At 33.6% G+C, this 17201-nt stretch carries 13 protein-coding genes; 2 read left to right on the top strand and 11 right to left on the bottom strand.

Annotated features, from left to right (window positions below; all coding sequences use genetic code 11):
• The first annotated feature begins 4 nt into the window (after positions 1 to 4).
• The gene (locus tag F1003_RS00290) at positions 5 to 874 is read left to right on the top strand and encodes an ion transporter (protein WP_162306867.1); all 870 of its coding nucleotides are present in this window, start codon (positions 5 to 7) and stop codon (positions 872 to 874) included.
• Positions 867 to 1769 (top strand): tRNA (adenosine(37)-N6)-dimethylallyltransferase MiaA, encoded by a 903-nt coding sequence (miaA, locus tag F1003_RS00285; RefSeq protein WP_155087203.1) that lies wholly within the window; start codon positions 867 to 869, stop codon positions 1767 to 1769. The genes F1003_RS00290 and miaA overlap by 8 nt, the downstream gene beginning before the upstream one ends.
• 36 nt (positions 1770 to 1805) lie before the next feature.
• On the opposite strand, the gene F1003_RS00280 is transcribed toward miaA, so the two are convergent.
• The 11 genes from F1003_RS00280 to F1003_RS00230 all read right to left on the bottom strand — a co-directional run bounded on the left by F1003_RS00280 (position 1806) and on the right by F1003_RS00230 (position 17127).
• Positions 1806 to 2519 carry a response regulator transcription factor gene (locus tag F1003_RS00280; protein ID WP_155087202.1) on the bottom strand — a complete coding sequence of 238 codons (714 nt, stop codon included), beginning with the start codon at positions 2517 to 2519 and terminating at the stop codon, positions 1806 to 1808.
• A gap of 9 nt (positions 2520 to 2528) precedes the next feature.
• Positions 2529 to 4103, bottom strand: a complete 1575-nt coding sequence (locus F1003_RS00275; protein WP_235898257.1) for a sensor histidine kinase — start codon at positions 4101 to 4103, stop codon at positions 2529 to 2531.
• 71 nt (positions 4104 to 4174) lie between these two features.
• Positions 4175 to 4762, bottom strand: coding sequence for a dephospho-CoA kinase (gene coaE, locus F1003_RS00270; RefSeq protein ID WP_155087201.1), 588 nt, complete (start codon positions 4760 to 4762; stop codon positions 4175 to 4177).
• Between the two features lies 1 nt (position 4763).
• Positions 4764 to 5720, bottom strand: a complete 957-nt coding sequence (locus tag F1003_RS00265; protein WP_162306866.1) for a CdaR family protein — start codon at positions 5718 to 5720, stop codon at positions 4764 to 4766.
• 7 nt (positions 5721 to 5727) lie between these two features.
• Positions 5728 to 6720: a glycosyltransferase family 2 protein gene (locus tag F1003_RS00260; protein WP_155087199.1), complete on the bottom strand. Its 993-nt coding sequence runs from the start codon at positions 6718 to 6720 to the stop codon at positions 5728 to 5730.
• A gap of 75 nt (positions 6721 to 6795) precedes the next feature.
• Positions 6796 to 8535, bottom strand: a complete 1740-nt coding sequence (locus F1003_RS00255; RefSeq protein WP_155087198.1) for an FG-GAP-like repeat-containing protein — start codon at positions 8533 to 8535, stop codon at positions 6796 to 6798.
• A gap of 65 nt (positions 8536 to 8600) precedes the next feature.
• Positions 8601 to 10310 carry an FG-GAP-like repeat-containing protein gene (locus tag F1003_RS00250; RefSeq protein WP_155087197.1) on the bottom strand — a complete coding sequence of 570 codons (1710 nt, stop codon included), beginning with the start codon at positions 10308 to 10310 and terminating at the stop codon, positions 8601 to 8603.
• 22 nt (positions 10311 to 10332) lie between these two features.
• Positions 10333 to 12066, bottom strand: a complete 1734-nt coding sequence (locus F1003_RS00245) for an FG-GAP-like repeat-containing protein (RefSeq protein ID WP_155087196.1) — start codon at positions 12064 to 12066, stop codon at positions 10333 to 10335.
• Positions 12067 to 12150: 84 nt separating this feature from the next.
• Complete coding sequence (locus tag F1003_RS00240; RefSeq protein WP_162306865.1) at positions 12151 to 13857, bottom strand: FG-GAP-like repeat-containing protein; 1707 nt, start codon at positions 13855 to 13857, stop codon at positions 12151 to 12153.
• A 68-nt stretch (positions 13858 to 13925) separates the two neighbouring features.
• Positions 13926 to 16112, bottom strand: a complete 2187-nt coding sequence (locus tag F1003_RS00235; protein WP_155087194.1) for a T9SS type A sorting domain-containing protein — start codon at positions 16110 to 16112, stop codon at positions 13926 to 13928.
• Between the two features lie 196 nt (positions 16113 to 16308).
• Positions 16309 to 17127, bottom strand: coding sequence for an enoyl-ACP reductase FabI (locus tag F1003_RS00230; RefSeq protein WP_155087193.1), 819 nt, complete (start codon positions 17125 to 17127; stop codon positions 16309 to 16311).
• Between the last annotated feature and the right edge of the window lie 74 nt (positions 17128 to 17201).

The raw sequence follows: 17201 nt of genomic DNA, 5'->3' as shown, positions 1-17201 counted from the left end.
AAACGTGGAAAACGACAACAAACATACTTGGAAAACCAAACTGCATGAGATAATTTATGAAGCTGATACTAGAGCTGGAAAATTATTTGATATCATTTTGCTCATTGCTATTCTCGCTAGTATTGTTTTAGTAATGCTAGAAAGCATTAGCAGTTTTGATGAAAAGTATCACGCTTTTTTAAATGTTAGTGAATGGGTTATTACCATATTGTTTACAATAGAGTATATAGTTCGAATTATTACAGTAAACAAGCCTATAAAGTATATTACAAGTTTTTATGGTATCGTTGATCTTTTATCAACGATACCTAAATATTTATCACTATTTTTCGTAGGGTCTCAAGCATTGGTTGCTTTACGTGCTTTGCGTTTATTGAGAATATTCAGAATTTTAAAATTGGCACGTTACCTAGGCGCATCAAACCAATTGGCAAGTGCTATTAAAGCCAGTAGAGCAAAAATTTCGGTCTTTTTATTTGCCGTAATTATAGCCTCTGTAATTTTTGGTACCATAATGTATTTAGTGGAAGGAGCTGACAGTGGTTTTACAAATATCCCAAAAAGTGTTTATTGGTGTATTGTAACCTTAACTACTGTTGGTTTTGGAGATATAGCACCTGTGACACCTTTAGGGCAATTTATTGCAGCGGTAATTATGGTTATGGGTTATGGTATTATTGCTGTGCCTACCGGAATTGTTTCTGCTGAATATACTAAAGCCACTAACAGCAAGGATAAAATTACTAAAGAAGAAGAAACGCAGTTAAAAACAGTAACACTTAACACGCAATGCTGTGCTAATTGTCTTGCGGTAAAACATCAAGATGGTGCAGAGTTCTGCCATAAATGCGGATGTAAGTTACACTATGACTAACACACTCATTTCCATAGTTGGGCCTACAGCTATTGGCAAAACAGCTCTAAGCATCAAACTGGCTCAACATTTTAATACCGAAATAATTTCTGCCGATTCTCGTCAGTTTTATAAAGAAATGAATATTGGTACCGCTGTACCATCTGCTGAAGAATTGAGCGCAGTAAACCATCATTTCATTCAACATAAATCCATTAAAGATATCTATACGGTTGGAGATTTTGAAGGTGATGCAATTTCTGCAATTAAAGATATTCACAAAAATAATCCTGTCGCCGTTATGGTTGGTGGTTCTGGTTTATATGTAAAAGCCGTTACAAAGGGATTGGATGATTTTCCTGAAGTAGATGCAAACATTAGGATAGAACTCAATAAAAGATTTGAAGATATTGGAATAGAATCTTTACAAAACCAACTTAAAGAATTAGACCCAGTTGCTTACAAAACCATTGCTATTGATAATTCACAACGCTTGGTTAGAGCCTTAGAAATTTGTATTGGCACTGGGAAACCATACTCATCATTTTTAACCAATCCTAAAAAGAAGCGACAGTTTAAAACCATAAGCATTGGGCTTAAGGCAGAGCGCCAAACCATATACGATAGGATCAACCAGCGTGTTGATATAATGATCGAAAACGGACTATTGGAAGAAGCTAAAAGTTTGTTGCCTTATAAAAATTTAAACGCACTGAATACAGTTGGCTACAAGGAATTGTTTCAATATTTTGAAGGTAATTCTACCTTGAATTTTGCAATTTCAGAAATAAAGAAAAACACCAGACGTTTTGCGAAACGGCAATTAACTTGGTTCAAAAAAGACGATAGTATAGTGTGGTTTGATTTTGAAACCGATGTGAATAAAATAATTAGCTATATTGAAAAACAGCTATAAAAAAACCCAACTTACTAAGTTGGGTTTTTTCTTTTTTTATTTGTCGTTACCGTTAACTACCAACCTAAATCCTTCACCATGAATATTTAATATTTCAACTTTTGGATCTGGTTTTAAGTATTTACGAAGCTTAGCAATATAAACATCCATGCTTCGTGAAGTAAAGTAGTTATCATCTCTCCATATCTTGGTCAATGCTAACTCTCTTGGCATTAAGTCATTTTCATGTAGTGCCAACAAACGTAACAGTTCGTTTTCTTTTGGAGATAATTTTGTTGGTTCACCACCATCAAACTTTAAGAAACGTAGTTTAGAATTTAAATCAAAACGACCAATCTTAAATTCAAACTGTTTACTGTCTGCAACAGAATCTGTTGCCTTACGTTGCATAATGGCTTTTATCTTCATTAATAAGACTTCGCTATCAAACGGTTTGTTTAGATAGTCATCCGCACCAACCTTATAGCCCTTAAGCACATCTTCTTTCATGGCTTTTGCCGTTAAAAAGATAATTGGTACATCTGTATTTTTCTCACGAATTTCTTTTGCCAGTGTAAATCCATCCTTATAAGGCATCATTACATCTAAGATACAAAGATCGTAATCGTCTTTTTTGAACTTTTCAAAACCTTCCATTCCATTCTTGGCATGGACAACGTCGTAATCGTTCATCATTAAATAATCTTTTAAAACAGTTCCAAAGTTTGGATCGTCTTCTACCAAAAGAATTTTCTTGTTTTGTTCTTCCATGATTCGTTTTTATGATATTAACGGCAACTTTATAATAAAAGTACTGCCTTTTCCTTTTTCACTTTCTACTGATATATGACCTTGATGATCATCTACTATTCGTTTTACATAAGCTAATCCAAGCCCATGCCCTTTTACATTATGTACATTACCTGTATGTTCTCTGTAAAATTTTTCGAACACACGTTTTGCAACTTGCTTAGACATCCCATTTCCTTGATCTGCTATCTTTAATATAACATTATTACCGATATTTTCGGTATAAACATCAATTTTAGGTACATCGTCCGAGTACTTAATGGCATTATCTAGTATATTGACTATCACATTTGTAAAATGTGTTTCGTTAGCCAAAACTGATGACATAGCAGCATTTAAATGTGTTTTCACATAACCTTTTCTATCCTCAACTATTAACTCTACATGTGTAATAGCATCTTCAATTAAGTCGTGTAACTCAATACGCTCTTTACTAATATTAAGCTCGTTCTTTTCTAACTTAGAAATACGCAATACATTTTCTACTTGTGCGTGCATGCGCTTGTTTTCATCCTTTATCATTCCTAAATAGCGCTTTACCTTATCTTGGTCGCTAATTATCTTAGGATTTCTTATGGCATCTAACGCTAAATTTATAGTTGCTATTGGCGTTTTAAACTCATGCGTCATATTATTGATAAAATCCGTCTTTATCTGCGATATTTTTCGCTGTTTTATCAATTGGTGAATAGCACTAGAGAATGCCAAAATGATAATACCCGTAAAAACAATAGACAATACCACCATCCACATTATTGAAGACAACAGGTATTTTTTTCTATTTGGAAAATCTACATAAAGTGTATAATTGCTTTCGTTGTTATTGTCTAAAAAGACTGGTATCCCAACGGTTGTTTCTGGGTTTTTATCAAAATTCAAGGTTTGAATCTTAGTCGCCAAGTCATCATCATATATCGCAAAATCAAAGTCTAGATCTATACCTTCGCTACGCAACTCCCGTTCTAACATATTTTCTACAAATGGTATCGATACCCTTCTATGAATTGGCACATCTTTAAGAAGCGTCTTAAAAGTGGCTTCATATATTTGCTTTTCAATTTCTGGTAATCTAGAATATTCTACCAAACGTCGTTGTGGTTTTATACTCAGATCATTCTCACTTAGCCTTCTATTACTAAAATACTCTGTCACACGCTCGTTAGTAAAACTAGGAACATCTATGCTGTCTGCATCAATTTCAAAGAACAATGAGGGCACCTTAAAGCGTTCCTCTAAAACCGTATTTCTATGAATTATGGTTTCGTCATTAACGTCATCTTCTGTGGTGATATACAATTGCCTGAGTATAGTTGAATCCGGCACTTTGTTATCTGCAATAAAAGGTTGAATAAAACTAGTGTATTTCTTGAGCTCAAATTCTTCTATATCCCTCGACACAAAACTGAGCGCTCTTGTAACACTTAACGTAAAATTCTTTTCCTCATTTTCTAAACTATTATTAATAAAAAATGATTGCACAAAGATTATACCAATGAGCGATAGACTCATTAATACCACCAATAAGATGAATAGCTTTTTGCCCATCAGCCAAATTTAACATTTTAACATTTAGCACAAATTAGGTTTAACCTTACATTAACAAAAGCAGAGTAAGGTTATTTAATTTTTTTAAGGATAGATTCATGGATTTCTGCAGCCTGTTGCTTTGCCACATTTAAATCGTTATTAACAATGACAAAATCTGATTTCTCAATCTTCTCATCATCAGTTAATTGATTTTCTATTATTGCTTTTATTTTTTCCTTAGAAGCATTATCTCTATGCATTACTCTTTCTATCCTCAAATCTTCGTCAGCAACAACAGTAATAATATAGTCGTATTGATTCTCCATGTTGTTTTCAAAAATAATTGCAGCTTCTTTTATAACATAAGGACTTTCCTGCTTTTTTAACCAGCGCTTAAAGTGTGAGGCCACTTTGGGATGAACAATAGCATTCATCTTAACTAAAAGTTGTTTATCATTAAAAATTTTTGAAGCGAGATAAGGTCTGTTGAGCGTATCGCCTTTGTATGCAGATTTACCAAATAATTGAATTAGTTTTCGTTTTATAACCTTAGAGCGATTCATTAATGCCTTTGCCTCCTCATCCGCAATATATACAGGTATGCCAAAAGATTGAAACTCTTTGCCTATAGTGGTTTTACCACTACCTATACCACCTGTAAGACCAACTACTATCATCTTATAATTTAATAAAGTCTATACGTTTTTGCTTCATAGCTGTACGTTTAACGAACTCTGGTTTTTTAACAATTTTTGGAACAAGAAACGATTGGTCATCTACTAAAGCCTCATAATCGCATTCTACTCTAAAATCTGAAGCGTCAATAGCATTATAATTATCTAAATCTACATAATATGTAATTGTCACCGTCTTTGGGAAATAATTAATTTCAACATTATCTGGTTTGTTTATTATTGTTATCGGACATTCAATTGTGCCCTCTGTAAACCGTTTAACTTCTGCTTTTACGCTTATATTTTTAGGAAAGATCTCAATATCTTGTAACCTCTCAAAATTTAAACTTCTGCTAATGTTAGAGTTGACCTCCTGTAGCGTTAGCTCTTCTGTAGATATTGATTGTATTTCATTTACTTTCTCTGATGACCCAACAACTTTAACGCTATCTATGCTTAATTCATAATCGCCTATGATATCATATCCGGCAGCAAAATCAACACTGGTTTTTATAACTACAGGAACATACTTTGATGCTCTTGTTGAATAAGACAACAGCAAGGTATCTGGTTTCAGGGACAATACTTTGTAAGCAGAGCCAAGTTGTCCTTCTATTAAAAACCTGTGTTTTTGTACATCAAAAATGTAATAATCTGGCATTGTCACTATATCTGTCTTTGCGTCCAAAACCACCTCTTTAGAATCCTTAAAAACAAATGGTATTAAGGCAAACCCTTTGGCTTCTATTAAAGCTTCCATGGTGTTTAATGAGTCGTTATTCAGAATAATTTCATCATCAATATTTATCAGGTTTACTTTTAAGTTTATAGTCTGTTTGTAATCATTAGAAAGTTTAGAAAAAATAAGAAACACAAAAGCTATAACCACAAATAGACTAAAGCGCTTAACATTTCGTCGCTTTAGATACTCAGATATTTTCATTTTTTTCTTAGCGTTCATAGGTCATCTAGAAAAACAAATTAGGAAATGCCTCTTGAGGCTGTTTTCTCAAAACCACCAAATTGAATGTTGACTTAAAAAACCCAAAACCATATCCAAAAAACTGTACTATAATTGCGACAATAGACTGAAAAGCCACTATTATATTTTTGTTCACAATTAATGATACTAAAAATGCTATTATAAAATAAAAAAGATAAGCATAAAATGGCATTGCTATCTTAAAAACCAGTAGCAATATTGAAACTAAAAAGCCTAAACTAAATAGAGTTGGAAACCAATATACTAAACTCTTGGAATGAGGGTGCCATTGATTAAGGATAGGCCTTACCATACCAAACTTATATACTTGCTTATAAAATTTAGACCAGGATATGCGTCGTTTATGATATACAAAGGCATCTTTAATTAATGTTGCTTTATAACCCAAATTTAATAACCGTAAAGATAAATCTGGATCTTCACCGGGATGTATTTTACCAAACCCGCCAGAATCCAAGAACGCTTTTTTAGATAAGCCCATATTAAAGCTTCTTGGCTGAAAATTTTCCACCTGTTGTTTACCTCCTCTTATTCCGCCTGTGGTAATAAAAGACGTCATAGCAAAATTAATCGCTTTTTGGAGATTAGTAAAAGAAGGATGTGCAGCATCTGGCCCACCGAAACAATCGTAATAGTTCTTATTTAAGAAAGTATCTACTTCAGTTAAATAATTTGAAGGCAGGATAACATCAGAATCTAAAATGATAAAATAATCCCCTTTGGCTTTTTGCATTCCAAAATTTCTAGAATCACCAGGGCCAGAGTTCTGTTTAAAATAATATGAAATATCTAATTGCTTCTTATAGTCATTCACAATCGACTCTGAAGTCTCTGTAGAGCCATCTTCTACGATAACTATTTCGTACTTATAATCGACATTTAAACCTAAAAAACTTTCTAAAAGTTCTTTAATTTCATCTGGTCTATTAAATACAGGAATTATAAATGAAAAAAACATAGTTTGCACAAAACACAAAGGTAATTAAAGCTATCACATAACTTTATAATAAAATGAACAATAGAGCTTCAACTTCTATTTTTTAATGAATTTGATAATTTCTGACTTACCATTACTGGTCAATTTAGCAAAGTAGTTTCCGCTTTCTATTAAAGATAAATTTATCTTAGTATTATTTACCAAAGGGTATGACACAAATACTATTCTACCTGTGATATCGAAAACTTCTAGTGAATCTATTTTCTTTTTAGAATTAATAAATAATTCTTCATTTACAGGATTAGGATAGTAGTTGACTATAGAATCATCATTAAATTCATTAACAGACAAAAATGTGCCCTCAATAATATTTATCTTTTGATTTGGCGATACATTATAGACAATGTCTTCAATACCGCTAAGCCATTTAATTTTTATATAATCAACAACTGTAGCATTACCAATCCCGAAGTGATGTGTTTCGGTATTCTGGGACAAATACCCTTCGCCTAACATTACATGACGGTATTGTTTAGTTCCATTAACTGAAATCTCAATAATGGATCCTACGGCATCTTTATTGCTAACTGTACCTTCTAAATCTATTGAAATATAATTATTACTCTGTACTTCGATGTTTTCCCAAAGTGATGGCTCTTGGTCAACATCATTATTAACAAGAATTTCTACTACTCCATTGTTATCATAATCACCTATTGCAGAAGCATAACTTCTATAGGCATTTGTTTGAAATCCTGAAATGGTGGAATTATCAAATGTCTCATCGCCGTTATTTACATAAAATGCATACGTAGCGTACATATTCTCTCCGCTATATTGAGTATTTACGTATAAATCTATGTGACTATCGTTATCTGCATCCAAAAAACTTGATCCCCAAGAAAAGCTATCCAAATCAGTCCCTGAACTCAATGCTATGTTTGAAAATGTTTCATCACCATTATTTTTAAACAATACACAACCAGGTTGCGGTGTACTTATGGTTTCTGGTGTATTGGTAATGTAAATATCAAAAAAACCGTCAGCATTAAAGTCGTCAATGGTAACTGACATGGCGTCCATTACTACATCTGTACCAGATGATTGACTGACATCCGTAAAAGTGCCATCTCCATTGTTTTTATATAGGTAATTGGGTTTAAACTTATCGTTAGCTACATACAGGTCTTGCCAACCGTCATTATTAAAGTCAAAGAATCCTGAGCAAAAACTAAGCGCTGGTAAGTTGTTTAACCCAATACTATTTGTAACCTCAGAAAAAGTGCCATCACAATTATTCTTAAACAAATAGTTTGTAATGGTCGTATCTCCAATCCTATTTGATAAATAAACATCTAAACAGCCATCATTGTCTATATCTCCCCAAGATGCTCCATAGGTGTATAAATTATCCAATGGGAAACCTGAAGATACCGTAACATCAACTAAAGAGTTATTTTCTCGTCTAAAAAGCCTATTGCCATCAGTGTCGCTAGTGAGAAAAAAATCTTTGTCACCATCATTATCGTAATCGACCCAGCATGCGCTCCTCGTTCTGTAGTTGTATGTATTAGGGCTGGTAAAAAAAGACGTTTCTACGAAAAACTGACCATTAATGTTTTTATAAAATTGCACAGGCACACCTGCTCCTGTAGCTAATGTTATATCGTCCAATCCGTCATTATCAAAATCTACAAAACTCGCGCCACTACCTCCAAAAACCGAGTTGCCAGTATGCTCATTTAGACCCAATATATTTGCCCTATCTACAAAATTGATTTGTGAAAAGGCCAAATGACATGGTAGAATCAATGAAAAAAAGATAATTCTAATCATCAAGGGGTTTTATTCTTTTACACTAAATATAAAAAGAATATTTAATTCAATTCGTAGTATATCCATTAGTATTTAATGACTTTAATTGTTTTAGAATGATTAGACGAAGTAACTTTGGCAAAATAAGTGCCTGCTTGTAAATGAGTTATATCAATATTTTCATATAATTCAGTTGAGTAAACCCTTAAGACCTCCTCGCCTAACACATTAAATAGCAACACCTTATCAATATCAGCTTCTGAATTAATCATAAATCTATCTTTAACAGGATTTGGATAAATTTTCATTGAAGACAATTCATTATCATTAATTGATAATGCGGAACCTTCAATAATATAAATTTGTTCATTAGCTCCAACGTTGTAGATGATATCTTCCACTCCACTCAACCATTTAACCTTAACATAGTCAACGACTGTAGCATTACCCAATCCAAAAAATTCGCTTGAAGAATTTTGGGACAAATAGCCCTCACCACATAATGTATATCTATACTGTTTTACTCCATTTATAGATATTTCGATTAGAGAACCAATTCCATTTCTGTTACTTTCTGTTCCTTCTAGTTTTACTTTTAGCCAATTATTGGTTGATGGAGAATTATTTTTCCAGAGGAAGACATTGTCGTGATTAATATTATTAACTACTATTTCTGGATAGCCATCGTTATCGGTATCACCAATAGCATTTGAATAACTTATCGCAAAATCATTAGGTATTGAAGAGTTGATGATATTAAACGAACCATCATTATAATTCTCGTATAATGCCGAAGATAAATAACCAGGGACAGAGCCATTGTGTTCGGCACTTACATACAAATCTAAATCAGTATCATTATCAGCGTCTAAAAAAACAGCTCCCCAACCCACACTATTAAATGTTGTGCCTGTAGGTTGTGCTACATCGGTAAATGTGCCATCACCATTGTTCTTTAAAAACACATTGCCAGGAACGTCATTTGTTATATAAATATCCATCCAGCCATCAGCATTATAATCATCAATGGTCACAGACATAGCGTCAATTGTAATATCAGAACCAGATTCCACGCTAAAATCTGTGAAAGTACCATCACCATTATTATTATACAGTGTATTTGCGTTCTCTATTTTATCATTTGCCACATAAATATCTTGGTGACCGTCATTATTATAATCAAAAAACGCTGAACAAAATGACAACGTACCAATATTAATAATTCCAGCTTCAGTATTTACAAGCGAAAATGTATTATCTCCATTGTTTTTATACAAAACATTAGGAATGGAAGTACTTCTATTACTTAAAAAAACATCTAAAAACCCGTCTTTGTTATAATCTCCCCAAGATGCTCCATAGGTAACAAGCACATCTGTTAACATACCTGAAGATAAGGTGATATCTTCCATTATCATGTTACCAAGGTTTTCATATAACTTATTGCTACTATTATCGCTAGTGACAAACAAATCGTTATCTCCGTCATTATCAATATCCACCCAATTAACCTGTTTATTTTTCCAGTTGTTGGAATCAATATTTAAGGTTTGCTCTACAAAGTTTCCGTTAATATTTTTTAAAAATCGTATTGGGTCACCCTCAGCTGAAGCAATAGTTATATCATCCCAACCATCATTATCATAATCATAAAATGTTATACCGCTACCATATAGCGTATTTCCACAAGTAACATTTATTCCGATTTCCGTAGCTTGATTTTCAAAACTTATCTGTGCAATAGCATCACTTAATACAAAAAATAGTATTAGAGAGAATGTAATTCTAAAATGCATTTCATTATTTAAATTTTGATATCTATTGTTTAATTACTCTAACCGTTTCAGTAATATCTGCGATAATTACCCTAATATAGTAAGTTCCTTCTTGTAAAGTAGACATGTCTAATATACTTTCAACATTGTTCGGTGTCGTTCTATGTACTTCTTGGCCTAGCATATTATATAGAACGATATTTTCAATAGCGTTTTGAGCGGTTAATGTCAATGTATTCTCTACTGGGTTAGGATAGTACAATAGAGAGTTCTGAGTTTCAAATTCTCCCATTGACAAGGTGTTTGAGCCTTCGGTAATGTTTAATAATTGATTTGAAGAAACATTATATATGACGTCTTCTATTCCGCTTAGCCATTTTACCTTTACGTAATCTACGACTTCTGCAGTACCTAGACCAAAACTTTCAGTAGCAGAATTTTGTGATAAATAACCTTCTCCGCAAAGCGTATAGCGGTATTGTTTTTCGCCATTAATAGAAATTTCAATAAAAGATCCTATTCCATTTCTATTGCTTTGAGTTCCTTCTAATTTTACCTTGAGCCAATTGTTATTAGGTTCTGTATTATTTTTCCAAAGAAAAATATTATCGTGGTTGATATTATTAACAACTATTTCTGGATAACCATCGTTGTCAGTATCACCAATGGCATTTGAAAAGCTGCTGGCATAATCATTTGGAACCGATGAGTTACTAATACTATAAGTGCCATCATTATTATTTATATAAAAAGCCGAAGATAAATAACCAGGCACAGTACCGTTAGTTTCTCCGCTAACGTATAAATCTAAATCCTTATCATTGTCAGCATCTATAAAAACAGCTCCCCAACCTAAGCTATTAAATGTAACTTGTGCAGAAACTGCTATATCAGTAAAGGTTTCATCACCATTATTTAATAACAGAACACTGTCGGAATCATCGTTTGTAATATAAATATCTAACCACCCATCTGAATTAATATCATCTACGGTTACACTCATTGCATCTATGTAAACATCAGATCCAGAAATTTGACTTACTTCCGTAAAAGTACCATCACCATTATTTTTATACAATAGATTATGAGTATTTGGTTTGTCGTTTGAAACATATATATCTTGATAACCATCATTATTATAGTCTAAAAAAGCCGAACAAAAAGACAACATACCTTCACTTAGAAGGCCAGCTTCGGCATTTGCTAGTGTAAATGTATTATCTCCATTGTTTTTGTATAGAATATTGGGTGTGTCGTAGTCTCTAATACTTAAAAAAACATCTAAAAACCCATCATTATTGTAATCTCCCCAAGATGCACCATAAACATAAAATGTTTCTATTAACATTCCACTTGTGTTAGTAATATCATTCATAATCATATTACCTATATTTTCATAGAGCCTAACATGAGTGTCATCGCTTGTTACAAATAAATCATTATCACCATCATTATCTATATCAACCCAGTTAACTTGTCTGTTTTGCCAATTATTTTGATCTATGTTTAAGGTTTGCTCTACAAAACTACCATTAATGTTTTTTAGAAAGCGTATTGGGTCACCATCTGCAGATGCTATAGTTATATCATCCCATCCATCATTGTCATAATCATAAAAACTAATTCCATTGCCTAAATATGTATTACCACATACAACATTAATACCTACTTCGGTAGCAAAATTATTAAAAGAAATTTGGGCGAATAGATTATAGGGCGAAGCTGCAAGCACTATAATTATACTAATTAAATGGTTATTAACATTCTTCCCTATCATAACAGGTATATAATATATCTTTAAAGATAATAAAAAAGCCGCTAATCGATAGCGGCTTTTTAAATGTCTAATATTATTTAGAAATTATTGTTTAATTACCCTAATCGTTTCTGTTGAGTTAGCAATAATTACCTTAACAAAGTAAGTACCGTTTGCTAAATCCGACATATCTAAATCACTATTAAGGGTATTAGGCATGGCTCTTAACACCTCTTGACCTAGCATGTTATACATCGTCACATTCTCAATATTATTTTGAGCATTTAATGTTAATGTGTTTTTTACTGGGTTAGGATAATAAGTAAATACTACTTCATTTTCTACATCATCCAATGATAAAGTTGAACCTTCAGTGATGTTTAATAATTGATTTGAAGAAATGTTATATATGACATCTTCTATTCCGCTTAACCATTTTACTTTTACGTAATCTATGTTTTCAACTGTACCCACTCCGAAAATTTCAGTAGCGGAATTTTGTGATAAATACCCTTCACCACAGAGTGTATAACGATATTGTTTTTCGCCATTTATAGAAATTTCAATAAAAGAGCCAATACCATTACGATTACTCACAGTCCCTTCTAATTTTACCTTTAACCAGTTATTTGAATTTTCTGTCTGATTTTTCCACAGAAATATATTGTTATGACTATCGTTATTTACAACTATTTCAGGAAATCCGTCGTTATCTATATCGCCTATTGCATTAGAATAACTTTTAGCATAATCATTGGGCACCGCGTTATTTAACAAAGAAAAAGTACTATCGGCATTATTTTGAAAAAAAGCTGATGACAAAAAATTTGGGTTTGTACCATCATGATCACTACTGACATATAAGTCTAAATCCTTATCATTGTCAGCATCTAAAAAAACGGCACCCCAACATTCGCTAAAAACTGATGTTTGAGACGATGGGGCTATATCAGTAAAGGTTTCGTCTCCATTATTTTTAAGAAACACATTGCCTTCTGCCTCATTTGTAATATATATATCTAACCAACCATCATTGTTATGATCATCAATTGTTAATGACATGGCATCTATGCTAACATCAGCACCAGTGATTAACCCTACTTCAGTAAAAGTTCCGTCCCCATTATTTTTATACAAATCATTACTATAAATAGATTTATCATTGGCAACATACAAATCTTGAAAACCATCATTATTAAAATCAAAAAATGCCGCACAGAATGAAAGTTTGCCAAAATTTATAATTCCTACTTCTGAGTTCACAATTGTAAATGTATTATCGCCGTTATTTTTATACAACACGTTAGGTATTGACTCACTTCTATTACTTAAAAATAAATCTAAATAACCGTCATTATTGTAATCTCCCCAAGAAGATCCATAAGTAAACATTATCTCTTGAAGTATTCCTGCATTCTCAGAAATATCAACAAAGTTAAAATTTGAATCATTGAGATATAATTTATTGGAACTTGTGTTACTCGTGATAAACAAATCTTCGTCACCATCATTATCTATATCAACCCAATTAACTTGTTTGCTAGTCCCTATATGATCAAAATTAAATTGCTCTTCTACAAAAAATCCACCAATGTTTAAAAAGAATCGAATCGGATAATTATTTGCCGATGCTAATGTTAAATCGTCAAAACCATCATTATTATAATCATAAAAACTTACACCACTACCAAAATTAGAATTGCCACAGTTAACAACTACACCATAGTTCTCTGCCAAGTTTGAAAATGAAATTTGTGCATTTAGACAAACCGAAGATACTAATATCCAAAAGTAAGGTAATAATGATTTCATTAGCTTAAATTTACGTAAATGAAAAAAGCTGCTTTTAAAAGCAGCTTTTTTCATAAATATATATCAAATTAATGTTTAATTACTCTAACTGTTTTACTCGTTTCACCAATAGTAACACGAACAAAATAAGTTCCTGACTGCAGGTGAGACATATCTAAATCGCTATCAAGAGCATTAGGCATAGCGCTTAATACCTCTTGACCTAACATATTATACATCGTCACATTCTCAATATTATTTTGAGCATTTAATGTTAATGTATTTTTTACTGGGTTAGGATAATAAGTAAATGCTGCTTCACTTTCTACATCATTAACACCCAAAGTAGCACAACTCACAGATAACTCAAAATCACCCTCATTACCTACATTCCAACCACCAATGGCAATATAATACGTAGTTGTACCATCAGAATCGAAAGAAGTTTCTGCAAAAAAGTCTGGTGAGCCACACTCATCGTAACCATCATCAATACAAGTCAATGCCCCTGAAGTTCCCGTATAAACAAAAATCTCAGTATCAAAACTTGAGCCTAGATTACAAGTTGATAAAGTGATACGCTCTGCTACACCACTACCGGTAAAAGAATACCAAACCCACGGAGAGTCATTATCAGCTGGAGTGTCTGCTTCAACAGTAGCTACATCTGGTGCACCAGCCTCATCTTGTGTTGCATAGAAAGTAGTGCCCAAAGTTGATGATCCGCATGATATCGCAATAGCATCAGCAAATAAATCGTTAGGTGGAGGGCAATCTAACACAAAAGGTCCAAGAACAACATCACATGTCGCATTTGACTCGTGTTCAATATTAATAGAAAACGCAGTTTGTGGAACAGGTACGCCAGTAATTGTGAATAATCCTGTAGCAGTTGCAGTACCACCAGTACCAACTGGATTACCCATATCATCCTCACCAGAAATAGTTAAAGTACTAGAATCTCCCAAATCATCAATAGAAATCGTTACATCAACTGTAGCAGGGCAATTAGTAAAATCAATTGGGTCAGTTGGTATAGTTACCGTAGGTGCAGCACAACTTGGTTCATAAGCACAGAAATTAAAATCGCCTGGCCCATCATCATTAAGAGAGTCCCACGCTCTAATCCAAAGCGTTTCACCAGGAGTTCTACCTGTGAGCGCCATTTCATATGCAGAAGGGTCATTTCCAGAAGTAGCGGAACAAGCAATCGACGTTAAGCCAGAGCAATCAGCCCCTTCATACACTTCATACCATAAAAAAGAACAACAATTAGAAATATCACCAGATATAGTAACATTACCACTAGCTGGTACGGTTACACTAAACCATATATCTCCACCACCGTACGATGTACATGTTGCAGCAGGTGGTGCAGGTGTATCTAAGTCTGAATCTGTAGCGTTAGTGTTGTTTCCTGTAGTAATACCAGTACACATATCCGTTGTTACAGGGATATTTATAGCACCCATACAAACATCCTCTACAGGAGGGCATGTGTCTTGAAAAGTACCTAAATTAACATCACACACTGGGTCAGAACCGTGTTGCAAAGTAAATGTTACAGGTGTTCCTGTTGTATATCCTCCTAGAGAGAAAGGACCTGTACCAGTAACAGGAAAAGTATTTGTACCATCAAAAATTGCTGGACTACCGTCTCCTAAATCCGTAACGTCAAAATCCACTGCAAAAGTACCAGCACCACAATCAACAGTACCTAATGTAGCTGTACCTGCTGGAGGAGTACAAGTTGGCACAGGAGCAAACGTCAATGACCAACTGTTAAAAGTTCCTGTGTCACCGCCTGCATCATCACAGAAATTTAAAGTCCACGTACCGTCTGCATCTACCCCATCAAATGTTGATAGCGGCTGTTCTGGCATATGCGGACCTGTAAATGGCGCAGAGCCAGCTGTAATTGAAGTAGCTGCATTATCTCTAAATTGAGTACCCGCATAATCGTCTCCAGACCCACCATTATCAGTCGTCAATTCTACAATAGTAGTGCCATCTGGTGCAATTAAAAATAATTCAACATCTCCAGACCAGGTATGGGTAATATCAATATCTACTTGATCTAATAAATTGGTTACGCCCAAAACACCTACTCCTGTAACTGTAACAGTAAGGTTTAATTCATTAGCAGTACCACAAGTCGCGGCTGTACCACCTCCAGGTCCTTGAGTATCGGCTGGTGTACCAGTTCCGGGAAAGGTTTGCCCATAACCCATCGCAAACAATAATAAAAAGCTTGCGAGTAAAGTAATTTTCTTCATAAAAACATATTTTAAGTTAGTAATTCATTAAAAATATGTTAATTATCTAGAAGATTATTATGCCTTAACCACAAATCGATGAAATGTAAATAACAACGTTAAAATACTGTTAAATATATCACTGTTAACATGTTATAAACAAAAAAAACTGTGATGCAAATTGCAACACAGCTTTTGGATAAATTTAGAATTCTAATTACTGTTTATCTACAAAGGTATCCATAACAGCATCACTCACTCCCATATTGCTAAAACCACCATCGTTATAAAGGTTCTGTAAGGTTACTCGTTTTGTAAGGTCACTGAATAAGGTAACGGTATAATTGGCACAATCCATAGCTGTTGCATTACCTAAAGGAGACATTTTATCTGCGTAAGCTAAGAAGCCATCAAAGCCTTTTACTCCACTACCAGCCGTTGTTGGAGTTGGTGATTGAGAAATGGTGTTAACACGTACTTTTTTATCTCTTCCGAAGAAATACCCAAAACTACGTGCAATACTTTCTAAATACGCTTTGTTATCTGCCATGTCATTATAATCTGGAAAAACGCGTTGGGCAGCCATATAAGTTAAGGCTACAATGCTTCCCCATTCATTCATAGCGTCCGCCTTGTAGAGTGTTTGCATTACCTTATGGAAAGACATTGCAGAAACATCTGTTCCCTTTTGTGTCCAAGCGTAATTTTGGTCAGTATAGTGCTTTCCTTTTCTTACATTAATAGACATACCAATGGAATGCAATACAAAATCCAATTTACCACCAAGAATTTCCATAGATTGCTCTACCAAGTTTTGTAAATCTTCTTCAGATGTGGCATCTGCCGGAATGATTTGAGAGCCTGTTTTTTCGGCCAAGGCATTTATCTGTCCCATTCTCATAGCAACAGGTGCATTGGTCAGTACAAATTCACCTCCTTCTTCATGGACGCGTTCTGCAGTTTTCCATGCAATTGAGTTTTCGTCTAATGCTCCAAAAATGATTCCTTTTTTTCCTTTAAGTAAGTTATATGCCATAGTTGTTAGTTGTTTGTCAGTTATTTGAAATATAGTCAAAGTTAACAAAACTTTGAATTTTAAACTTTGAATTT

The organism is Winogradskyella ouciana (genome assembly GCF_009709615.1).
GTDB lineage: Bacteria > Bacteroidota > Bacteroidia > Flavobacteriales > Flavobacteriaceae > Winogradskyella > Winogradskyella ouciana.
The sequence above is the reverse complement of the archived record's forward strand: the minus strand, read 5'-3'. Positions and strand labels throughout refer to the sequence as shown.

Excerpts from the sequence above, each read along its gene's own strand:
- miaA (WP_155087203.1), top strand. The coding sequence starts at position 867 with ATGACTAACACACTCATTTCCATAGTTGGGCCTACAGCTATTGGCAAA.
- F1003_RS00250 (WP_155087197.1), bottom strand. The coding sequence starts at position 10,310 with ATGCATTTTAGAATTACATTCTCTCTAATACTATTTTTTGTATTAAGT.
- F1003_RS00275 (WP_235898257.1), bottom strand. The coding sequence starts at position 4,103 with ATGGGCAAAAAGCTATTCATCTTATTGGTGGTATTAATGAGTCTATCG.
- F1003_RS00240 (WP_162306865.1), bottom strand. The coding sequence starts at position 13,857 with ATGAAATCATTATTACCTTACTTTTGGATATTAGTATCTTCGGTTTGT.
- F1003_RS00235 (WP_155087194.1), bottom strand. The coding sequence starts at position 16,112 with ATGAAGAAAATTACTTTACTCGCAAGCTTTTTATTATTGTTTGCGATG.
- F1003_RS00255 (WP_155087198.1), bottom strand. The coding sequence starts at position 8,535 with ATGATTAGAATTATCTTTTTTTCATTGATTCTACCATGTCATTTGGCC.
- F1003_RS00260 (WP_155087199.1), bottom strand. The coding sequence starts at position 6,720 with ATGTTTTTTTCATTTATAATTCCTGTATTTAATAGACCAGATGAAATT.
- F1003_RS00245 (WP_155087196.1), bottom strand. The coding sequence starts at position 12,066 with ATGATAGGGAAGAATGTTAATAACCATTTAATTAGTATAATTATAGTG.
- F1003_RS00230 (WP_155087193.1), bottom strand. The coding sequence starts at position 17,127 with ATGGCATATAACTTACTTAAAGGAAAAAAAGGAATCATTTTTGGAGCA.
- F1003_RS00280 (WP_155087202.1), bottom strand. The coding sequence starts at position 2,519 with ATGGAAGAACAAAACAAGAAAATTCTTTTGGTAGAAGACGATCCAAAC.
- coaE (WP_155087201.1), bottom strand. The coding sequence starts at position 4,762 with ATGATAGTAGTTGGTCTTACAGGTGGTATAGGTAGTGGTAAAACCACT.
- F1003_RS00265 (WP_162306866.1), bottom strand. The coding sequence starts at position 5,720 with ATGAACGCTAAGAAAAAAATGAAAATATCTGAGTATCTAAAGCGACGA.